The sequence below is a fragment of the Burkholderia mayonis genome, assembly GCF_001523745.2.
GTDB lineage: Bacteria > Pseudomonadota > Gammaproteobacteria > Burkholderiales > Burkholderiaceae > Burkholderia > Burkholderia mayonis.
Map to the genome: position 1 here is coordinate 1,637,852 of NZ_CP013387.1, position 18,021 is coordinate 1,655,872.

An 18,021-nucleotide genomic window follows, 5' to 3' on the forward strand; every position below is an offset into this window, starting at 1 on the left:
TGACGGGACGTTCAAGCCGTTTCGGTCGTGATTTCCGCCTCGGCCTCGCGCAGGCGGCTCGCGTCGGCCGCGTGCGCGTCGCGTTCGTCCAACGTCGCCGGGCGGATCTGGCCGCGCGCCTCGACGAACGCGATCGTCGAATCGGACGCGTCGCTGTTGACGAAATGGCGGAAGCGGCGGCGCGTCGCCGGATCGGTGACGGCTTTCTTCCATTCGCATTCGTACGTGTCGACGACGTGCTGCATCTCGGCCTCGAGCTCCGCCGCGAGCCCGAGCTTGTCGTGGACGACGACGTCGATCAGGTAGTCGAGCCCGCCTTCGAGGTTGTCGCGCCACACGCTCGTGCGCTGCAGCCGGTCGGCGGTGCGGACGTAGAACATCAGGAAGCGGTCGATGTAGCGAACGAGCGTGTCGCGGTCGAGGTCGGCGGCGAGCAGTTCCGCGTGGCGCGGCTTCATCCCGCCGTTGCCGCACACGTACAGGTTCCAGCCCTTCTCGGTCGCGATCACGCCGATGTCCTTGCCCTGCGCCTCCGCGCATTCGCGCGTGCAGCCGGATACGCCGAATTTCAGCTTGTGCGGCGCGCGCAGCCCCTTGTAGCGGTTCTCGAGCGCGATCGCGAGGCCGACCGAATCGCCGACGCCGTAGCGGCACCACGTCGAGCCGACGCACGATTTCACCGTGCGCACCGACTTGCCATATGCGTGGCCCGATTCGAAGCCGGCCGCGATCAACGCTTCCCAGATGAGCGGCAACTGCTCGACGCGCGCGCCGAACAGATCGACGCGCTGACCGCCCGTGATCTTCGTGTAGAGGCCGTATTTCTTCGCGACCTGGCCGACCGCGATCAGCCCTTCGGGCGTGACCTCGCCGCCCGGCATCCGCGGCACGACCGAATACGTGCCGTCGCGCTGGATGTTCGCGAGGAAGTAGTCGTTCGAATCCTGCAGGCCCGCGTGCTCCTTCTTCAGCACGAATTCGTTCCAGCACGATGCGAGGATGCCCGCGACGGCCGGCTTGCAGACGTCGCAGCCGAGGCCGCGGCCATGCTTCTTCAACAGCGCGCCGAACGTCTTGATCCGCTCGACGCGCACCAGGTGATAGAGCGCCTGCCGCGAATGCGGGAAGTGCTCGCACAGGTGGTTGTCGACGTCGAGGCCCTGCTTCTTCATCTCGGCCTTCATCACCTGCGTGACGAGCGGCACGCAGCCGCCGCACGACGTGCCCGCGCCGGTGCAGCGCTTCAGCGCGCCGATGCTCGCCGCGCCGCCCGCGACCGCTTCGCAGAGTTGCGCCTTCGTCACGTTGTTGCACGAGCAGATCTGCGCGGCGTCCGGCAGCGCGTCGACGCCGAGCGCCGGCTTCGCGCCGCCGGACGCCTGCGGCAGGATCAGGAATTCCGGCGCGTCCGGCAGCTCGATCCGGTTCAGCATCATCTGCAGCAGCGTGCCGTACTCGGCCGCGTCGCCGACCATCACCGCGCCGAGCAGTTCCTTGCCGCATTCGGACACGACGAGCTTCTTGTAGACTGCTTTGCGCTCGTCGGCGAACTGGTACGTGCGGCAGCCGGGCGTCTTGCCGTGCGCATCGCCGATGCTCGCGACGTCGACGCCCATCAGCTTGAGCTTCGTGCTCATGTCCGCGCCGGTGAACGCGCCGTCGCCGCCCGCGAACTGCTGCGCTACGACGCGCGCCATGTCGTAGCCGGGCGCGACGAGACCGAAGGTCTGGCCGTTCCACGCCGCGCATTCGCCGATCGCGTAGATGTCCGCATCGCTCGTCCGGCAGTTGCTGTCGATCGCCACGCCGCCGCGCGTGCCGATCTCGAGCCCGCACTGCCGCGCGATCTCGTCGCGCGGCCGGATGCCCGCGGAGAACACGATCATGTCGGCGTCGAGATGCGTGCCGTCGGCGAATTCCATCCGGTGCGCGCCCGTCTCGCCGTCGACGATCGCGAGCGTGTTCTTGCCCACGTGCACCCTCACGCCGAGCGCCTCGATCTTGCCGCGCAGCATCCGGCCGCCGCCTTCGTCGACCTGCACCGCCATCAGGCGCGGCGCGAACTCGACGACGTGCGTCGCGAGCCCCATGTCGCGCAGCGCCTTCGCGCATTCGAGACCGAGAAGGCCCCCGCCGACGACGACACCCGACTTCGCGCGCACGCCGCACGCCTGCATCGCTTCGAGATCCTCGATCGTTCGGTACACGAAGCAATCGGCGCGCTCGCGGCCTGGCACGGGCGGCACGAACGGCGTCGAGCCGGTCGCGAGCACGAGCTTGTCGTATGCGAGCGTCTCGCCCGTCGACAGCGTGACCGTGTGCGCGTCGCGATCGATCGCGACCGCCTTCGTGTCGAGCAGCAGACGGAAGTTCGGATGACGCTCGAAGAAGCCCGGCTCGACGAGCGACAGATCGTCGGCCGACTTGCCCGCGAAGAATTCGGACAGATGGACGCGGTCGTACGCGGGACGCGGCTCCTCGCAGATCACCGCGACCTGCGGCGCGGCCGACGCGTCCCGCGCGCCGGCCGCGATGCATTCGAGCAGCTTGTGACCGACCATCCCGTGACCGATGACGACGATTTTCATGATGGATGCCCTCTGTTAATTCGTGAAGCCGTTCGCGGCGAGCGCGCGGTCGCGCAGCGCCGCCTCGCGAGCCTTGTGCTCGGCGCTGAACCGTACCGCGAGCGCGCAGAACGCGGAAACGGTGACGAATAGGCCTAGCAGCGTGAGCGTTTGTTGGATATCGCCGACGCCCTTCATCAGGAAGCCGGCCGCGACCGCGCCGACATTGCCGCCCGCGCCGACGATCCCCGCGACGCCGCCGAGCGCGCGGCGGTCGATGAACGGCACGAGCGCGTACGTCGCGCCGCACGCCATGTGCGTGAAGAGACCGAACGCGACCATCGCGGCGACGGCGATCGCGACGCTGCCCGCATGCGCGAACCCCAGGAGCCCGAGCCCCTCGCCGACGATCAGCATGAACAGCAGCGTCGCGCGCACGTCGAGCCCCCGGCGCGCGGCGACGCGATCGGACAGCCAGCCGCCCAGCGCGCGCGCGAACAGCGCGAGAAGGCCGAAGATGCCGGCGGCGAGGCCCGCGTCCTTCAGCGACAGCTGGAAGTGATTGACGTAATAGAGCGCGGCGATGTTGTGCATGAACACCTCGACGCCGAAGCACGCGCCATAGGTGACGAACAGCATCCACACGCGGTAGTTCGCGCACGCGGCGGAAAAGCTCGCGAAGCCGCCCTTCTTGCCGCTGTCGATCGTCACGCCGCGCGCGCGCAGCGCGACGAAATCGCCCTGCGGGCAATCCTGCGTGCAGCGCCAGTAGACGACCGCCATCACGAGCATCGCGACGCCCGGCGCTGCGAGCGCGGCGCGCCAAGCAGACGCGTCGCCGAACCCGAGCATCAGCGCGGCGGCGATCAGGAGCGGCATCGCGGCCTGCGCGGCGCCCGCGCCCGCGTTGCCCCAGCCGGCGGCCGTCGCGTTCGCGGTGCCGACGACGTTCGGCGCGAACATCACCGACGTGTGGTACTGCGTGATCACGAAGCTCGCGCCGATCGCGCCGATGCCGAGGCGGCACAGCAGGAACGTCAGGTAGTCATGCGAGAACGACACCGCGAACACCGGAATCGCGCCGAGCGCGAGCAGCCCCGCATAAACGCGGCGCGGGCCGAAGCGGTCGCACAGCGGACCGACGACGAGCCGCACGGCGATCGTCGCCGCGACGGCCGCGATGTTGACGTTCGCGACCTGATCGGCGCTCAGCCCGAATTCGCGTGCGATGAGCGGCATCAGCGGCGCGCACGCGAACCACGCGAAGAAACACACGAAGAACGCCATCCACGTCAGATGAAAGGCGCGCATCGGCGCGGTGCGCCAGTCGAGAAGGTCGATGCGGGTGGCTTTGTCGGACATCTTGTCTCACCAAACGAAAACGGCGTCCTGCGAACCCGGTCGAGTGACCGGATGCGTAGGACGCCGTTGCCCAGGAAGCCCGTTGCCGGGCGGATCGATATTCGGTGCTGCGAAGCGAATCGTCATTGACTCGCCCGAAGATCGCTAGGCAAGCGGCGTGCCAGCAAGCCGAAAACGAGATGCGGCGCGGCATTGCGCCGACGTGCACGGTTTTCGCGCCGCGCGCCGACGATGCGCGGTGAGGCAGTGAAGCACAGATCTGGTGCGATGCAGCACTGTCCGCGTGCGACATGTCGGCGCGGGGGCGGGTGCGGCGGCGGGTTTTGGGCCGCGCGCCGCGCGTCGGCGGCGAGGCCGCGCGATCGATGGCGCGCGCGTCGTGCGGCGCGTGTGCCGACGCTTGCGCCACGGCTTCGCCCGCGCCGGCGAGGCGGCACCCGCGCGCCGACGCCGGTCTGAGCGCTCGCGCATCGCGCGCGACGCCTGCTCGCCCGCGACGCGCGCGAGCACGATCGCGCCATCTCCGCGCCGCTTCGGCGCGTGCGCGCCCGCCGCTGGCCCGGATATTGCTGGATGTGAAGCGTCATCGGCAACGACGCCGGTGCAGGATCGCGCAGCATCTCCGGATCGTCCGCCGACGGACGGTCCACTTGGACAACGGTGTCCTACGCATCCGGCCGCTTCGCCGACCGCGTGCGCAGGACGCCGTTCTTTTTTTGGCGAAGCGCATTCGCCGCAGACGCGCCGCCCGGGCGGCATGGGGAGACGAAGATGAACACGATGGGCAAAGTCACGCTGCTCGGCGCCGGCCCCGGCGATCTGGACCTTCTGACGCTCAAGGCCGCGAAGGCGCTCGCGGCCGCCGACGTGCTGCTGCTCGACGATCTCGTCAATCCGGACATCGCCGCGCTCGCGCCGCGCGCGCGCGTGATCCGCGTCGGCAAGCGCGGCGGCTGCCGGTCGACGCCGCAGGCGTTCATCGAGCGGCTGATGTGCCGCCACGCGCTGCGCGGCGCGCACGTCGTGCGCGCCAAGGGCGGCGACGTGCTGCTGTTCGGCCGCGCCGGCGAAGAGATCGCTGCGTTGCGCGCGGCGGGCGTGCAGTATGAGATCGTCAACGGGATCTCGTCGGGCTTCGCGGCCGCGGCGAGCCTCGGCGTGTCGCTCACGCATCGCGATCACTGCCAGGGCGTGACGTTCGTCACCGCGCACCTGCAGGATCACGGCGAGCCCGACTGGGCGAGCCTCGCCGCGGCCGGCACGACGCTCGCGATCTACATGGGAATGAGCCGCATCGACCGGATCGCCGCGGGGCTGCGCTCGGCGCTCGACGCCGCGACGCCCGCCGCCGTCGTCCAGTGGGCGGGCACGCCGGCCGAGCGGCGCTGGACCGGCACGCTCGGGCATCTCGCGTCCGGCGCAGCCGAAGCGGGGCTCGGCAGCCCGGCCGTGATCTTCGTCGGCCGCGCGATCGGCGAAGCGCTCGCGATCGACGGCGCGCACGCGACGCTGAATGCGAATGCGCGCGCGCTTTCGGGCGATGCGCACGCCGCGTTGCACGCGGCCGATCGCCGCCGAATCCCGCACGCGGCCTGAGCGGCCTGAGCGGCGCGAGCGGCGCGAGCGGCGCGAGCGGCGCATGCCGGCGCTTGCCCGCCGCGTCCGCGCGCATATGGTAAAAAAACGCATGGGCGAGCGCCGCCGCGACGCGCCCGCCTCTTCCGCCTGACACATGGGATCGACCGACCAATCCTCCAAGCTGCGCGTGCTGCTCGTCACCGACACCGACAAGCCGATCGGCGAGCTGCGCGACACGCTCGCGCGCCTCGGCTACGAGATGCTCGACGAGGTCGCGACGCCCGCGCGGCTGCCCGCGGCCGTCGAGGAGCAGCGGCCGGACGTCGTGATCATCGACACCGAATCGCCGTCGCGCGACACGCTCGAGCAGCTCGCGGTGATGAACGCGACCGCGCCGCGCCCCGTGCTGATGTTCAGCCACGACGCCGACCAGCAGCTGATCCGCGCGGCGGTCGGCGCGGGCGTGAGCGCGTATCTGATCGAGGGTCTGTCCGCCGGGCGGCTCGCGCCGATCCTCGAAGTCGCGCTCGCGCGCTTCTCGCACGACGAGCAGTTGCGCCAGCGGCTCGCCGAAGTCGAGAGCGAGCTCGCCGACCGCAAGCTGATCGACCGCGCGAAGCGCATGCTGATGGACCGCCGCAAGCTGTCCGAACAGGACGCGTACGCGACGCTGCGCCGCAGCGCGATGGATCAGGGCATCCGGATCGTCGAGGCCGCCCGCCGGCTGCTCGCGGCGCACACGCAATCTTGATCGAAGGTGCAATACGCATGAACACAGCGCGCATCAACACAGCGACTCTCGACGCACCGGAACGCCGCCGTCTGCGCATCGGCTTCGTCGCGCTGAGCGACGCCGCGCCGCTCGTCGCCGCGCAGCGGCTCGGGCTCGGCGAACGCCATGGCCTCACGCTCGAGCTGTGCCGGCAGCCGTCGTGGGCGAGCATCCGCGACAAGCTGCTGTCGGGCGAGCTCGACGCCGCGCACGCGCTGCATGGGCTCGTCTACGGCGTGCAGCTCGGCATCGGCGGGCCGCGCGCCGACATGGCGGTGCTGATGGTGCTGAACCGCAACGGCCAGGCGATCACGTTCTCGAGCCGGCTCGCCGACGCCTACCGCGCGTCGGGCGACCTGAAGGCCGCGCTCGCGACGCTCGGCCGGCGCCCCGTGTTCGCGCAGACGTTCCCGACCGGCACGCACGCGATGTGGCTGTATCACTGGCTCGCAGCGCGCGGCGTCGATCCGCTGCGCGACATCCGCAGCGTCGTGATTCCGCCGCCGGAGATGGTCGGCGCGCTCGCGGCAGGCGAGCTCGACGGGCTATGCGTCGGCGAGCCGTGGAACGCGGTCGCCGAGGCGCGCGGCGCGGGCAGGACGGTCGCGGCGACGAGCGAAGTCTGGCCCGATCATCCGGAAAAGGCGCTCGCGTGCCGGCGCGAGTTCGTCGCGCTGTATCCGAACACAGCGCGCCTGCTGGTGCGCACGTTGCTCGATGCGTGCGAATGGCTCGACGACTCGAACCACCGGGTGACGGCGGCCGCATGGCTGGCCGAGCCGGACGCGATCGGCGTGCCGGTCGGGCAGATTGCGCCGCGGCTGCTCGGCGACTACGGCGCGGGGCCGTTTGCGCAGCCGCCTGCGCCGATCAAGTTCCACGAGCACGGAACGGTGAATCGGCCGGCCGCGAGCGATGGGATGTGGTTCCTGTCGCAGTACCGGCGCTGGGGGATGATGAGCGGGGACGTCGACGATGCGGCGGTGGCGGGCGGCATCGCGCAGACGGCGATCTATGACGAGGCGGCGGCGCTGGCGGGGGCGAAGCGCGTCGATTGACGCGCGGCTGTCGTCACGCGACCGATCGCACGATCACGCGACGGTTGCCCGGCGGCGCGCGCGAACCGATCGCCATGTCGACGATTCGCGCGCGCATCGAGGCGCGTCGCGAAGGGCCCGCGGCCCCTCGCGACGGCTCGGCCGTTCAGCCGTCCTCGCTCGTGCCGCAAGCGACCTTCGACGCGCTGATGCGCGGACTCCACGCCCAGGTGGCGTAAGCGCGGACAGCCAACCGGCGGCTTGGCGGGTGCAGGCGGGGCCTTCCCGTTAAAATCCCGCACTTTCCACCTGAACCGGCCCTTCCGCCATGCAACCCGCCCCCTTCGCCCAACCCGCTTCCCGCAGCGCCGACGACGCCGAATCCGCCCACGATCTCGTCTACGGCCCCGACGACCGGCCTGCCCCGATGGTCGCCATCGTCGCCGCCCTGCAACACTTGCTGGCGATCCTGGTGCCGATCGTCACGCCGGGCCTGCTGATCTGCCAGGCCTTGGGCGTGCCCAGTCGCGATACGACGCTGATCGTGTCGATGTCGCTGGTGATCTCAGGCATCGCGACGTTCGTCCAGTGCAGGCGCTTCGGCCCGCTGGGCGCCGGCCTGCTCATCGTCCAGGGCACCAGCTTCAACTTCGTCGGCCCGCTCATCGCCGGTGGCAGCCTGATGGTCAAGCAGGGCACGCCGGTCGAAACCGTGATGGCCGCGATCTTCGGCGTCGTCATCGCCGGCTCCTTCGTCGAGATGGGCGTTTCCCGCATCCTGCCCTTCGTCAAACGCCTCATCACCCCGCTCGTCACCGGCATCGTGGTCCTGCTGATCGGCCTCACCCTCATCAAGGTCGGCCTCATCAGCATGGGCGGCGGCTACAGCGCCATGTCCAAGGGCAGCTTCGCCAGCGCAGAAAACCTGACCCTCTCCGGCCTCGTCTTGGGCACCATCATCCTGCTCAACCGGGTGCCCGTCGTCTGGGTGCGCAGCACCGCGCTCGTCATCGCGCTCGCGATCGGCTATCTCGCGGCCGCCGCCATGGGCCGCCTCGACTTCACCGGCGCGCGCGAAGCCGCGCTGTTCCAGATCCCCACGCCGCTGCACTTCGGCCTGGGCTTCTCATGGCCGCTGTTCGTGCCGATGCTGATCATCTACCTGGTTACTTCGCTCGAAGCCATCGGCGACGTCACCGCCACCAGCAAGATCTCCAGGCAGCCTGTCGAAGGCCCGCTGTGGATGCGGCGCATCAAGGGCGGCGTGCTGGTCAACGGAGCCAACTCGCTGCTGGCCGGCGTCTTCAACACCCTCCCCAGTTCCGTCTTCGCCCAGAACAACGGCGTGATCCAGCTCACCGGCATCGCCAGCCGCCATGTGGGCATCTGGATCGCGGGCATGCTCGTCCTGCTGGGCCTGTTTCCCTCCGTCGCAGGCGTCCTGCAAGCGGTGCCCGAGCCCGTGCTGGGCGGCGCCGCGATGGTGATGTTCGGCGCGGTGGCCGCTTCCGGCATCAACATCCTCGCCGGCATCCGGCTCGACCGCCGCGCACTGCTGATCATCGCCGTCTCCCTGGCGCTCGGCCTCGGCGTGTCCCAAGTGCCGGAGATCCTGACCAGCCTGCCGCACGCGCTCAAGAGCGTGCTGGAATCGGGCGTCGCCACGGGCGGCATCTGCGCGCTCGTGATGAACTGGTTCCTGCCGGAGAAGCAATGAAGCGCCGACGGGGCCGCCCGGCCAAAAATGCCTGGCCGCGCTGTCGCATCGAACGGCCCGGATAAGCGAACGCCGCCGGTCCGTCTCGCTTGTCACGACGAGCGCCCGACACCTGGACGCGACGGACAGCCGGACAGGTGGCCAGATTGCAAATTGCATCGCAAGAATGTAGCCGGCCATTGAAATATCGATACGCGTTAAAAACAATCAGAGCAGTACGACATCCTCACTAAAACACGGAAGCATCTTTTCGCGAATCGAGCGCGGACGACACGATCGATTATTGAATCAGGATTATCAATTCAATTCTTCTTCGAGCCATTAACAAGAATTCGTATCGGCAACGCTCATGGCGATCTGCATTCCCGCCCCAATCGTGTGACGATTGATTTAGCATGCGATGGTGCTGACGTCCCACGCCTACGTGTGGAAGCGAGCGCGCAGCACGCGACGTAGCCGAAGTCCGAACGTTTCCGCCGAGGCGCGATAGGCTCGCGTCGCCCTCGGCCGGCTCGATGCGCATCCATGCGCCGAGCTCCATCCGCATCCCGCCCGGCTCGCGATCGGCGGCCGCAGATCGGCTCCGCCGGCCCGAGCGGCTCCGGCTACGCGCGCCATGCGCGCACGGCAACCGCACGTTGCAGCGTCCGCACGCATTCCGCAGCCGGCACGACAGCGCGAGCATCCGGCCGTCTCGCACAAGGCATCCCGATTGAAGCGTCATTCAGCAGTGCTTTCGCGTGTCCGGCGACGCCCGGTCATCGGACATATCGACACAATTTCACTTGCCCACGAGCAAATGGAGGGGATATGCAGGCGCGTCTCGATACGAGGAAGGTCTTCACCTGTTTGTTTGTATTTTTCATTGCTTTTCTGGCGAGCTGCTCCGATCACGACGACATTTCGGGCGGCGGCGGCGATCCGCCAGCGTCCGCGCTCGCGTTCAGGCTCGACCGCGGCGGGCAGATCAATGCGTTCTACCGGCAGGACAAGATCGCCGCACATCTGCTGATGCGCTCGTCGACGAAACCGCGCCTCCTCGTCGTCTTTCCGGCGGGCAACAGCGGCACGGGCCTCTGGTTCGGCGACACGTCGCAGCCCGTCAACTGGAGCCAGGACACGCCGATCGCGCCCGTCATGACGCAGGACGCGGCGGGCCGGCCGCTGTACGGGATCGGCGTCGACGTGTCGGCCGACGTGAACAGCCTGTCGATCAAGCAGGCACTGCTGAGCTCCGTGCGCTTCCTGCGCGACTACAACGGCGGCGCGACCGTGCCGTCCGACATCGTCGTGCAGCCGTCCGTGTCGGACAACGTCGCGACGTGGCAGCGCAATCGCGTCGACGGCGCGCCGGGCTACGCGTTGCGCGTCACGGTGATCGGCGGCGGCACGGTGGCCGCCGACGGCACCGGCAAGCTCGTGCTGCAATCGCCGTCCGGCGCGCCGACGCTGCGCCTGCGCATCGAGGCGTTTAGCGGCGAGACGCCGCTGCAGCCGATCACGCACACGAATCTGTTCACGTCGGCGGTGAACCCCGATCCGCTGAGCCAGGATGTATTCGAATTCCTGAGCTTCCACGACAAGCTGCTCGCCGGCTCCTGGCAGTACGACACCTACTTCGGCCGCGACACGCTGATCTCGGTGCGGATGCTGATGCCCGTGCTGCAGCCGGACGTGATCGAAGCCGGCCTCGGCTCGGTGCTGAGCCGCCTGTCGCCGGACGGCAAGGTCGCGCACGAGGAAGGCATCGGCGAATTCGCGCTGATCGACAACCTCAAGCACGGCCGCCCGAACGATCCGACGCCGACCTACGACTACAAGATGATCGATGGCGACTACATGCTCGCGCCGATCATGGAAGACTGGCTGATCGAAGATCCGCGCGGCCAGGCGCGCGCCGCCGCGTACCTCGCGCAGGCCGGCAGCGACGGCGTCGCGAACGGCAGCCGCTTCGTCAGCAATCTGGTGCGCGTCGTCCAGACCGCGCAGCCGTTCACGCAGCAGGCGCTCGCGGCGAACCTGATCCGGCTGCGTCCCGGCGAGATCGTCGGCAACTGGCGCGACAGCACCGACGGCATCGGCGGCGGCGTCTATCCGTACGACGTCAACGTCGCGCTCGTGCCGGCCGCGTTGCGCGCGACGAGCAACTTTCTCGCGCGCGGTCTGCTCGATCCGTACCTGAGCGCCGATCAGCGCGCCGTCCTCGCGAACGCGGGCGCCGCGGCAGCCGTTTGGGAGCGCGCCGCCCCGCCGTACTTCCAGGTCGCCGTCACGCCGAACGACGCGCGCGCGAAGCTCGCCGCCTACGCGCCGCAGGCGGGCGTGCCGGCCGGCACGGCGCCGAACGCCGCGCTGCAGTTCGACGCAATCGCGCTCGACGCGCGCGGCTACCCGATCCCGATCATGCACTCGGACGGCGGCTTCGTCTTGCTGTTCGGCAATCCGCCGCCGGACCTGCTCGCCCGCATCGTCACCGACGTGATGCGGCCGTTCCCGGTCGGGCTCGTGACCGACGCCGGCATGCTGATCGCGAATCCGGCCTACGCGGACCCGACGCTGTGGCCGCGCTTCACGAACTCCGCGTATCACGGCACGGTAATCTGGTCGTGGCAGCAGGCAATGTGGGTCGCGGGCCTCGACCGGCAGCTCGCGCGCACCGATTTGCCGGGCGACGTGCGCACGCTGCTCACGCAGGCGCGGCAGCAGATCTGGCAGGTGATCGCGAACGCGAAGGACATGCGCCTGACCGAGATGTGGTCGTGGTCCTACGCGAACGGGCAATACCAGACCGAAGCGTTCGGCACGCGCAGCACCGACGTGACCGAGGCGAACGCCGCGCAATTGTGGAGTACGACGTATCTGGCGATCCGGGATCCGAAGCTGCGGGCGGGCAAGTACTGGTGGGAAGCCCGCGCGGCCGACGGCGTGACGCCGCGGAACGGCTCGACGGAAGCGGCGGCTTCTCGCGGAACGGGCGGCGCGCGCGGCGCGGCTTCGTGATCGGTCGACGCCCTGAAAATCGGATAGTTGGAAGGCGAGTCGAGCGCAGCGACGCATGATGCGAGATCGACTCGCCGCGCCGGTTCGATCGGATCGGCGCGGCGTCGATCCCGACGTCGGCCGGTTCGGCATTCACCGTGGTGCGCGCCGGCGCGCCCGCACGGCCATCGCGCGCCGCGCGCCGCACACCCATCGCCAATCGCTGATCGCCGCCGCCCGGCGCGCTCGCGCTATCGCGACGCGCCGCGCCGGGCCCTCATCGACGAAGCGTCGACCTCGTGCCGACGCTTCCACACGAAAGCGCGGCGTAAAAAGAGAAAAGCCGCGCGAGCGATCGCGCGGCAAAATCCGCCTGCATCCAAGGGCCACCACCAGATGGCGGGCGGCGCACTAGCATCAGCCACTAGTGCCGAACCAACGAAATCGAACCAACGTCAGGGCGACGGCTGCGCCGCCCGGCCGTCCCGGCGGACGCGCTCAGCGCGCCGCCTGATAACGCCGAAAAAACGCCGCTGCGTTCTGTGCGAGCGCATCGAGGTGATAGCCGCCCTCCTGCACGATCAGCGTCGGCAAACGCAACGCGCCGACGATCGCGCCGAGCCGGCCGAAGCCTTCCGTCGTCACCGCGACCTTCGACTGCGGATCGTCCTGGTACACGTCGAAGCCGAGCGCGAACACCAGCACGTCGGGCGCGAAACGCTCGACGATCGCCTTCGCGCGCTCGAGCTGCGCGAAGAACACCGATTCGTCCGAGCCGTGCGGCATCGGCAGATTCACGTTGCAGCCCTCGCCCCGCCCCGTGCCGCGCTCCTCCTCGTAGCCGGCGACGGCCGGATAGAAGTTCGTCGGATCGCCGTGAATCGACACGTACAGTATGTCGTCGCGGTCGTAGAACAGCTCCTGGATGCCCTGACCGTGATGCATGTCGGTATCGAGGATCGCGACGCGCGCGTAGCGGGCGCGCAGCGCCTGCGCGGCGATCGCCGCATTGTTCAGATAGCAGAAGCCGCCTGCGGCCTCGCGGCGCGCATGATGGCCGGGCGGGCGGCAGAGCGCGTATACGTCGCGCACGCCGTCGGCGAGCGCGGCCGCGCCGGCCAGCGCGTCCTGCGCGGACCAGTACGCGGCCCGATACGTGTGCTCGCCGATCGGGCAGCTGCCGTCCGCGAGATAGCGCGCCGCCTGCGCGAGCACGCCGCGCAGCGGATTCGGCTCGCGCACGTAGACGTTCGACATCACCTCGGGCCCCCAGTCCTCCGGGATGCGCAGCCACTCACGGTGCGCGTCGGCGAGAAAGCGCAGATACCGCTCGCCGTGCACCGCCGCAAGCGGCGCCGTGCCGAAGTCCGCGGGTGGGCGCACGTCGAAGCCGAGCGACTTCGCCGCGTCGACGAGCCGCGCGGCCCGTTCGGGCACTTCGTGCGGCGCGCGCATCTTGCCCCGCGACAGATAGGTGAGCGGACTGTGCTTCAACTGGTCCGGATGAAAATAAGTCAGCATGCGGGCTCAGCTCTCCGATCGATCGTCAATGCGGTTGCGACGCGATTTCGGCGGCGTGAGCGTGCGCCGGTTGCTCGTGCACGCCGGCGCGCGCGAGCACCGCGCCGAGCAGCACGTTCGCGCCCGCCGCGACATGCTCGGGCAGCGCGCGCTCGGCCGCGTTGTGCGACAGCCCGTCGACGCACGGGATGAACACCATCGCGGTCGGCACGCAGCGGGCGAGGTGGATCGCGTCGTGCCCCGCGCCGCTCACGATCCGCGCGTGCGTGTAGCCGCAGCGCTGCGCGGCCGTCTCGACGAGCGCGATGCATGCGGGGTCGAACGGCGTCGCGGGACTCGACCAATGCGTGCCGACGTCGACCGTCACGCCGCGGCGTGCGGCGATTTGCGCGCACGCGTCGCGCAGTTCGCGCTCGATCGCGTCGAGCCGCGCATCGTCCGGATGACGAAGATCGACGCTGAACACGACACGCTCCGCGATCGTGTTGCGCGACGCGTTCTCGACCGTGCTCTGCCCGATCGTCGCGAGCGCATCCGGCGCGTGGCGCGCGACGAGCGCTTCGAGCGCGAGCGCGATCTCGGCGCTCGCGAACAGCGCGTCCTTCCGATACGGCATCGGCGTCGTGCCCGCGTGCGCGGCGACGCCCGTCACGGTCGCGTCGAGCCAGCGGATCGCCTGCCCGCCCGTCACGACGCCGATCGTCTTGCCGCGCCGCTCGAGCACCGGGCCCTGCTCGATGTGCGCTTCGAAGTATGCGTCGACGCGCTCGCGCAGCATCGCGCGCACCTGCTCCGGATCGCACGACGCATGCTGGCCGCGCGCCCAGGCCGCGCGCAGCGGATCGCGATATCCGCACGCATCGAGCGCGTCGGCCAGCGCGACGCCGTCGGCATCGCGCGCCGCGAGCGCCGCATCCAGCGACATCGCGCCCGAAAACACCGCCGAGCCGAGCATCGCCGGCGTGAAGCGCGCCCCCTCCTCGTTGGTCCACGACACGAGCTCGAGCGGCTTGTCGGTGACGATCCCGCGGTCGTTCAGCGTGCGCACGAGCTCGAGCCCGGCGAGCACGCCGTACGCGCCGTCGAAGCGCCCGCCTTCGGGCTGCGTGTCGAGATGGCTGCCGATCAGCACGGCCGGATGCGCGTCATCCGCACCGGCGCGCCGCGCGAAAAGATTGCCGATCGCATCGACGCGCACCGTCATCCCGGCGTCGCCGCACCATTGCGCGAAGCGCTCGCGGCCGCGCCGATCGGCATCGGTCAGCGCGAGCCGACGCACGCCGCCCCGCGCGGTGCCGCCGATTTGCGCGAGCGCCATCAAACTGTCCCAGAGTCGCATACCGTCGATTTGCCACATCGAAGCCTTCCTCCTTCGCGAATCAGCGCGTGAGCACGGCGTCGGCGACGTCGGCCCGCTGATGCCTGCGCGCGTCGAGCGCGATCACACCGAGCAGCGACAACGCCGCAAGGCACGTATAGAACACCGCGAGCGGCCACCATTGCCCGACGAACCGATGCGCGAGCCACGTGCCGGCGAGGGGCGTCAGGCCGCCCGCGATCGCGCCGCACATCTGGTACGAGATCGAGATCGCCGAATAGCGGACGCGCGTCGGAAACGCGCCGCTCACGAAACCCGCGATCACCGAATAGAAGCCGGCGAGGAACACGGTCGCGAGCGCGATGCCGATCACCATCGGCACGAGGCGTCCCGTCTGCACGAGCATGAACATCGGATACGGCGACGCCATCGCGAAAAGCGCGGCGAGCTTGAGAAACCGCGCGTCGCCGAGCTTGCCGCCGAGCCACGCGGCGATCGGCTGCGACACGAACTGGATGATCGCGACGATGAACAGGCAATCGAGGATCAGCGATTTCGTCACGCCGACGTGCTGCGTCGTGAACGCGATCATGAACGTGTTCGTGAAATACAGCCCGGCGATGCCGATCGTGTTCGCGCAGATGCAGAACAGCACCATCGCGCGCGACGAGCGCAACACCTCGGCGATCGGCCGCGCGACGGTGCGCGCCATCGCCTTCTCGTGAATGAACTCGGGCGACTCGTCGACCTTCAGCCGAACGAACACGCCGACCGCGAGCAGCACGATGCTGGCGAGAAACGGCAGACGCCAGCCCCACGACATGAACGCATCGTGCTCCATCAAGGTGACCGCGCGAAACGCGACGAGCGACAGGATGAGCCCCGCCGGACTGCCGAGCTGCGCGAACGACGCGAAGAACGTGCGCCGCCCGTGCGGCGCGTGCTCGCCCGCCATCAGCACCGCGCCGCCCCACTCGCCGCCGACCGCGACGCCCTGCACGATCCGCAGCAGCACGAGCAGCACGGGCGCGAGCATGCCGACGCGCTCGTAGCTCGGCAAGAGGCCGACGCAGACGGTCGCGACGCCCATCATCACGAGCGTCGTCATCAGCGCCTTCTTGCGCCCGATCCGATCGCCGAGATGGCCGAAGAACAGTCCGCCGACCGGCCGCGCGAAAAAGCCGACCGCGAACGTCGCGAACGACGCCATCGTGCTCGTGAACGGATCGCGCGACGGGAAATACAGCTCGCCGAATACGAGCGCGGCCGCGTTCGCGTAAATGTAGAAGTCGTACCACTCGATCATCGTGCCGACGAATGCGGCGCCGGCCGCGCGGCGCGGCTGGCGCGCCGGCAGGTTCGATGGGATGCCCCGGTCCAATGCGATCTCCTCGCTGAAATGTCCGCCTCGGCCGAACGAATCGGGTTCGGCAAATGGGCGATTTATCGCGCACCGGGATTAATCGGTCAAATTCTAAGTTATTATCTTAAGAATAAATCCCGCTAATCTAGTTTTACGATGCAAAATCGTTTCCCGGGAGTAAAAATAAGTGTCGAATATTCGAACCCATGTCGCACGCGTGCTGATGGACCGCCTCGATTGGAATCTATTGCGAACGTATCTGGCGATCATGCAGGAGCGCAGCATCAGCCGCGCGGCCGCGCGGCTGCACCTGACGCAGCCGGCCGTGAGCCAGGCGCTCAAGCGGCTCGAGGATTCGCTCGGCCGCACGCTGATCCAGCGGCGCGGCGCGCAGTTCCTGCCGACGCGCGCGGGCGAAGAGGTCTACCGGATCGCAGCCGACATCTACGGCCACATGTCGCGGCTCGACAACGAGCTCGACGACCGCGGCGGCGAACTGACCGGATCGGTGCGCCTGCTGTGCGTGAGCCGCGTCGAATCGCCCGTCTACGACGAGTTTCTCGCCGAATTTCGCCGCACCTATCCGCGCGTCGATCTGCATATCGAAGTCATGCGTTCGGCGGATATTCTTTCTTCTTTATTGCAAAAAACAGCGACTTGCGGGCTCGCATTATGTCGAACGCCGGTCGATAAAATCGAATTACGCAGTTTTTTGCGACAACGCTATGCAATGTTTTGCGGACGTCACCACCGCTTATTCGGTCGGCAGGCGTTGAAAATCGAAGATCTGCTCGCCGAGAATTTCGTTTCGTTCACCAGCGACCAGATCGGCGACGCGCTCGCGCCGCTCACCGTGTTTCGCGATCAGCGCGGCTTCACTGGGCGAATCGTCGCGACGTCGGCGAGTCTCGACGAAATCCGCCGCCTCGTGTTCGCGGGCTATGGAATCGGCTGCCTGCCCGAGCACATCGTGCGCGACGACCTCGCGCGGCAGCGGCTCTGGCGGCTGCCGCCGGAGGAAGGCCTGCTCGATGTCGAGATCTTTCTGATGTGGAACCGCGAGCGCCGGATGAACGCGGCCGAGAACGTGTTCATCGAGGCGTTTCAGTGCTACGTGCAGCGGCATCCGATGGCGGAGCGGCTGGGAATGCTGCATTGAGCGGCTCGTCGCCGGCCGATCGAAGCGGCACATCCGGCTCGCACCGGCCCGCGGCCCACGCGCCACCGGGATGTTCAACACCGCATTGAAACTGAAATCGCGCCCGCCGGCTGTGACGCTCACGCCGGGCGCCGCATCGTCGCCACCGGCGCCGGCCAAGCGCATCCGGAAGGACTGCCGGTGATCACCGACGATCGCCGACGATGACCGCGAATGCCTCGCGCCGCTGACCGGCACAGTGCACCGCGGCGCGCGCACCCGTTTCGCCCCCGTTTCGCCCCCGTTTCGCCCCCGTTTCGCCCCCGTTTCGCATCCGTTTCGCATCCGTTTCGCGCGACGGCCCGCGCGCCTCTATTCCATGTTGTGGATTCGAACCGACATGAAAGCCATCGCCTTCTGCCAGAATCTCCCGATCGACGCCGACGATTCCCAGTTCAACCCGCCGATCAATCCAATCGCTTTCATCGAGTGTCTCGCGGTGGTGGCGATATGAGCGATGAATCTGGCGAGGCCGCGGCCGACGCGACAGAGACCGTTCCGCCGCCTTGGACTGAGCCGTCGACGGCCGGGGCGCGGCGGGATCTGCTGGGCAGTCCGCGCAGTCGATGGATGGGCGGCGGCGGCAGGCTTGCGGCGCACGGACTGGCC

At 68.8% G+C, this 18,021-nt stretch carries 12 protein-coding genes; 7 read left to right on the forward strand and 5 right to left on the reverse strand.

Annotation, left to right across the window (positions count from 1 at the left end; translation table 11 throughout):
• Positions 1 to 11: 11 nt before the first annotated feature.
• Both nirB and WS70_RS25905 read right to left on the reverse strand, forming a co-directional pair.
• Positions 12 to 2,588, reverse strand: coding sequence for a nitrite reductase large subunit NirB (gene nirB, locus WS70_RS25900; RefSeq protein ID WP_059472957.1), 2,577 nt, complete (start codon positions 2,586 to 2,588; stop codon positions 12 to 14).
• 15 nt (positions 2,589 to 2,603) lie between these two features.
• A complete protein-coding gene (locus WS70_RS25905; RefSeq protein ID WP_059598403.1) occupies positions 2,604 to 3,929 on the reverse strand; it encodes an MFS transporter in 1,326 nt (441 codons plus the stop codon).
• A gap of 771 nt (positions 3,930 to 4,700) precedes the next feature.
• Between WS70_RS25905 and cobA the strand changes: the two genes are divergently transcribed.
• The 6 genes from cobA (at position 4,701) to WS70_RS25945 (ending at position 12,033) form a co-directional block, all read left to right on the forward strand.
• Positions 4,701 to 5,525, forward strand: a complete 825-nt coding sequence (gene cobA, locus WS70_RS25915; protein WP_059598412.1) for a uroporphyrinogen-III C-methyltransferase — start codon at positions 4,701 to 4,703, stop codon at positions 5,523 to 5,525.
• Positions 5,526 to 5,661: 136 nt separating this feature from the next.
• On the forward strand, positions 5,662 to 6,258 hold the full coding sequence (locus WS70_RS25920; RefSeq protein WP_059472955.1) for an ANTAR domain-containing response regulator: 597 nt from the start codon (positions 5,662 to 5,664) through the stop codon (positions 6,256 to 6,258).
• Between the two features lie 17 nt (positions 6,259 to 6,275).
• Positions 6,276 to 7,337 (forward strand): CmpA/NrtA family ABC transporter substrate-binding protein, encoded by a 1,062-nt coding sequence (locus tag WS70_RS25925; protein ID WP_059598404.1) that lies wholly within the window; start codon positions 6,276 to 6,278, stop codon positions 7,335 to 7,337.
• 74 nt (positions 7,338 to 7,411) lie between these two features.
• Entirely contained in the window at positions 7,412 to 7,555 is a 144-nt protein-coding gene (locus WS70_RS31895; protein WP_159082969.1) for a hypothetical protein, read from the forward strand.
• Positions 7,556 to 7,644: 89 nt separating this feature from the next.
• Positions 7,645 to 9,033, forward strand: a complete 1,389-nt coding sequence (locus WS70_RS25935; RefSeq protein ID WP_059598405.1) for a nucleobase:cation symporter-2 family protein — start codon at positions 7,645 to 7,647, stop codon at positions 9,031 to 9,033.
• An 810-nt stretch (positions 9,034 to 9,843) separates the two neighbouring features.
• Complete coding sequence (locus WS70_RS25945; RefSeq protein WP_059472952.1) at positions 9,844 to 12,033, forward strand: hypothetical protein; 2,190 nt, start codon at positions 9,844 to 9,846, stop codon at positions 12,031 to 12,033.
• A gap of 477 nt (positions 12,034 to 12,510) precedes the next feature.
• Here WS70_RS25945 and WS70_RS25955 read toward each other — a convergent pair whose 3' ends face one another.
• From WS70_RS25955 to WS70_RS25965, 3 genes are read right to left on the reverse strand one after another with little or no spacing between them, the layout of a single operon-like run.
• The gene (locus WS70_RS25955) at positions 12,511 to 13,533 is read right to left on the reverse strand and encodes a histone deacetylase family protein (protein ID WP_059472951.1); all 1,023 of its coding nucleotides are present in this window, start codon (positions 13,531 to 13,533) and stop codon (positions 12,511 to 12,513) included.
• 25 nt (positions 13,534 to 13,558) lie between these two features.
• Positions 13,559 to 14,890 (reverse strand): Zn-dependent hydrolase, encoded by a 1,332-nt coding sequence (locus tag WS70_RS25960; protein WP_059472950.1) that lies wholly within the window; start codon positions 14,888 to 14,890, stop codon positions 13,559 to 13,561.
• A 22-nt stretch (positions 14,891 to 14,912) separates the two neighbouring features.
• The gene (locus WS70_RS25965; protein WP_059598406.1) at positions 14,913 to 16,232 is read right to left on the reverse strand and encodes an MFS transporter; all 1,320 of its coding nucleotides are present in this window, start codon (positions 16,230 to 16,232) and stop codon (positions 14,913 to 14,915) included.
• Positions 16,233 to 16,437: 205 nt separating this feature from the next.
• On the opposite strand from WS70_RS25965, the gene WS70_RS25970 reads away from it, so the two are divergent.
• Complete coding sequence (locus WS70_RS25970; RefSeq protein WP_059472948.1) at positions 16,438 to 17,373, forward strand: LysR family transcriptional regulator; 936 nt, start codon at positions 16,438 to 16,440, stop codon at positions 17,371 to 17,373.
• Positions 17,374 to 18,021 lie beyond the last annotated feature (648 nt).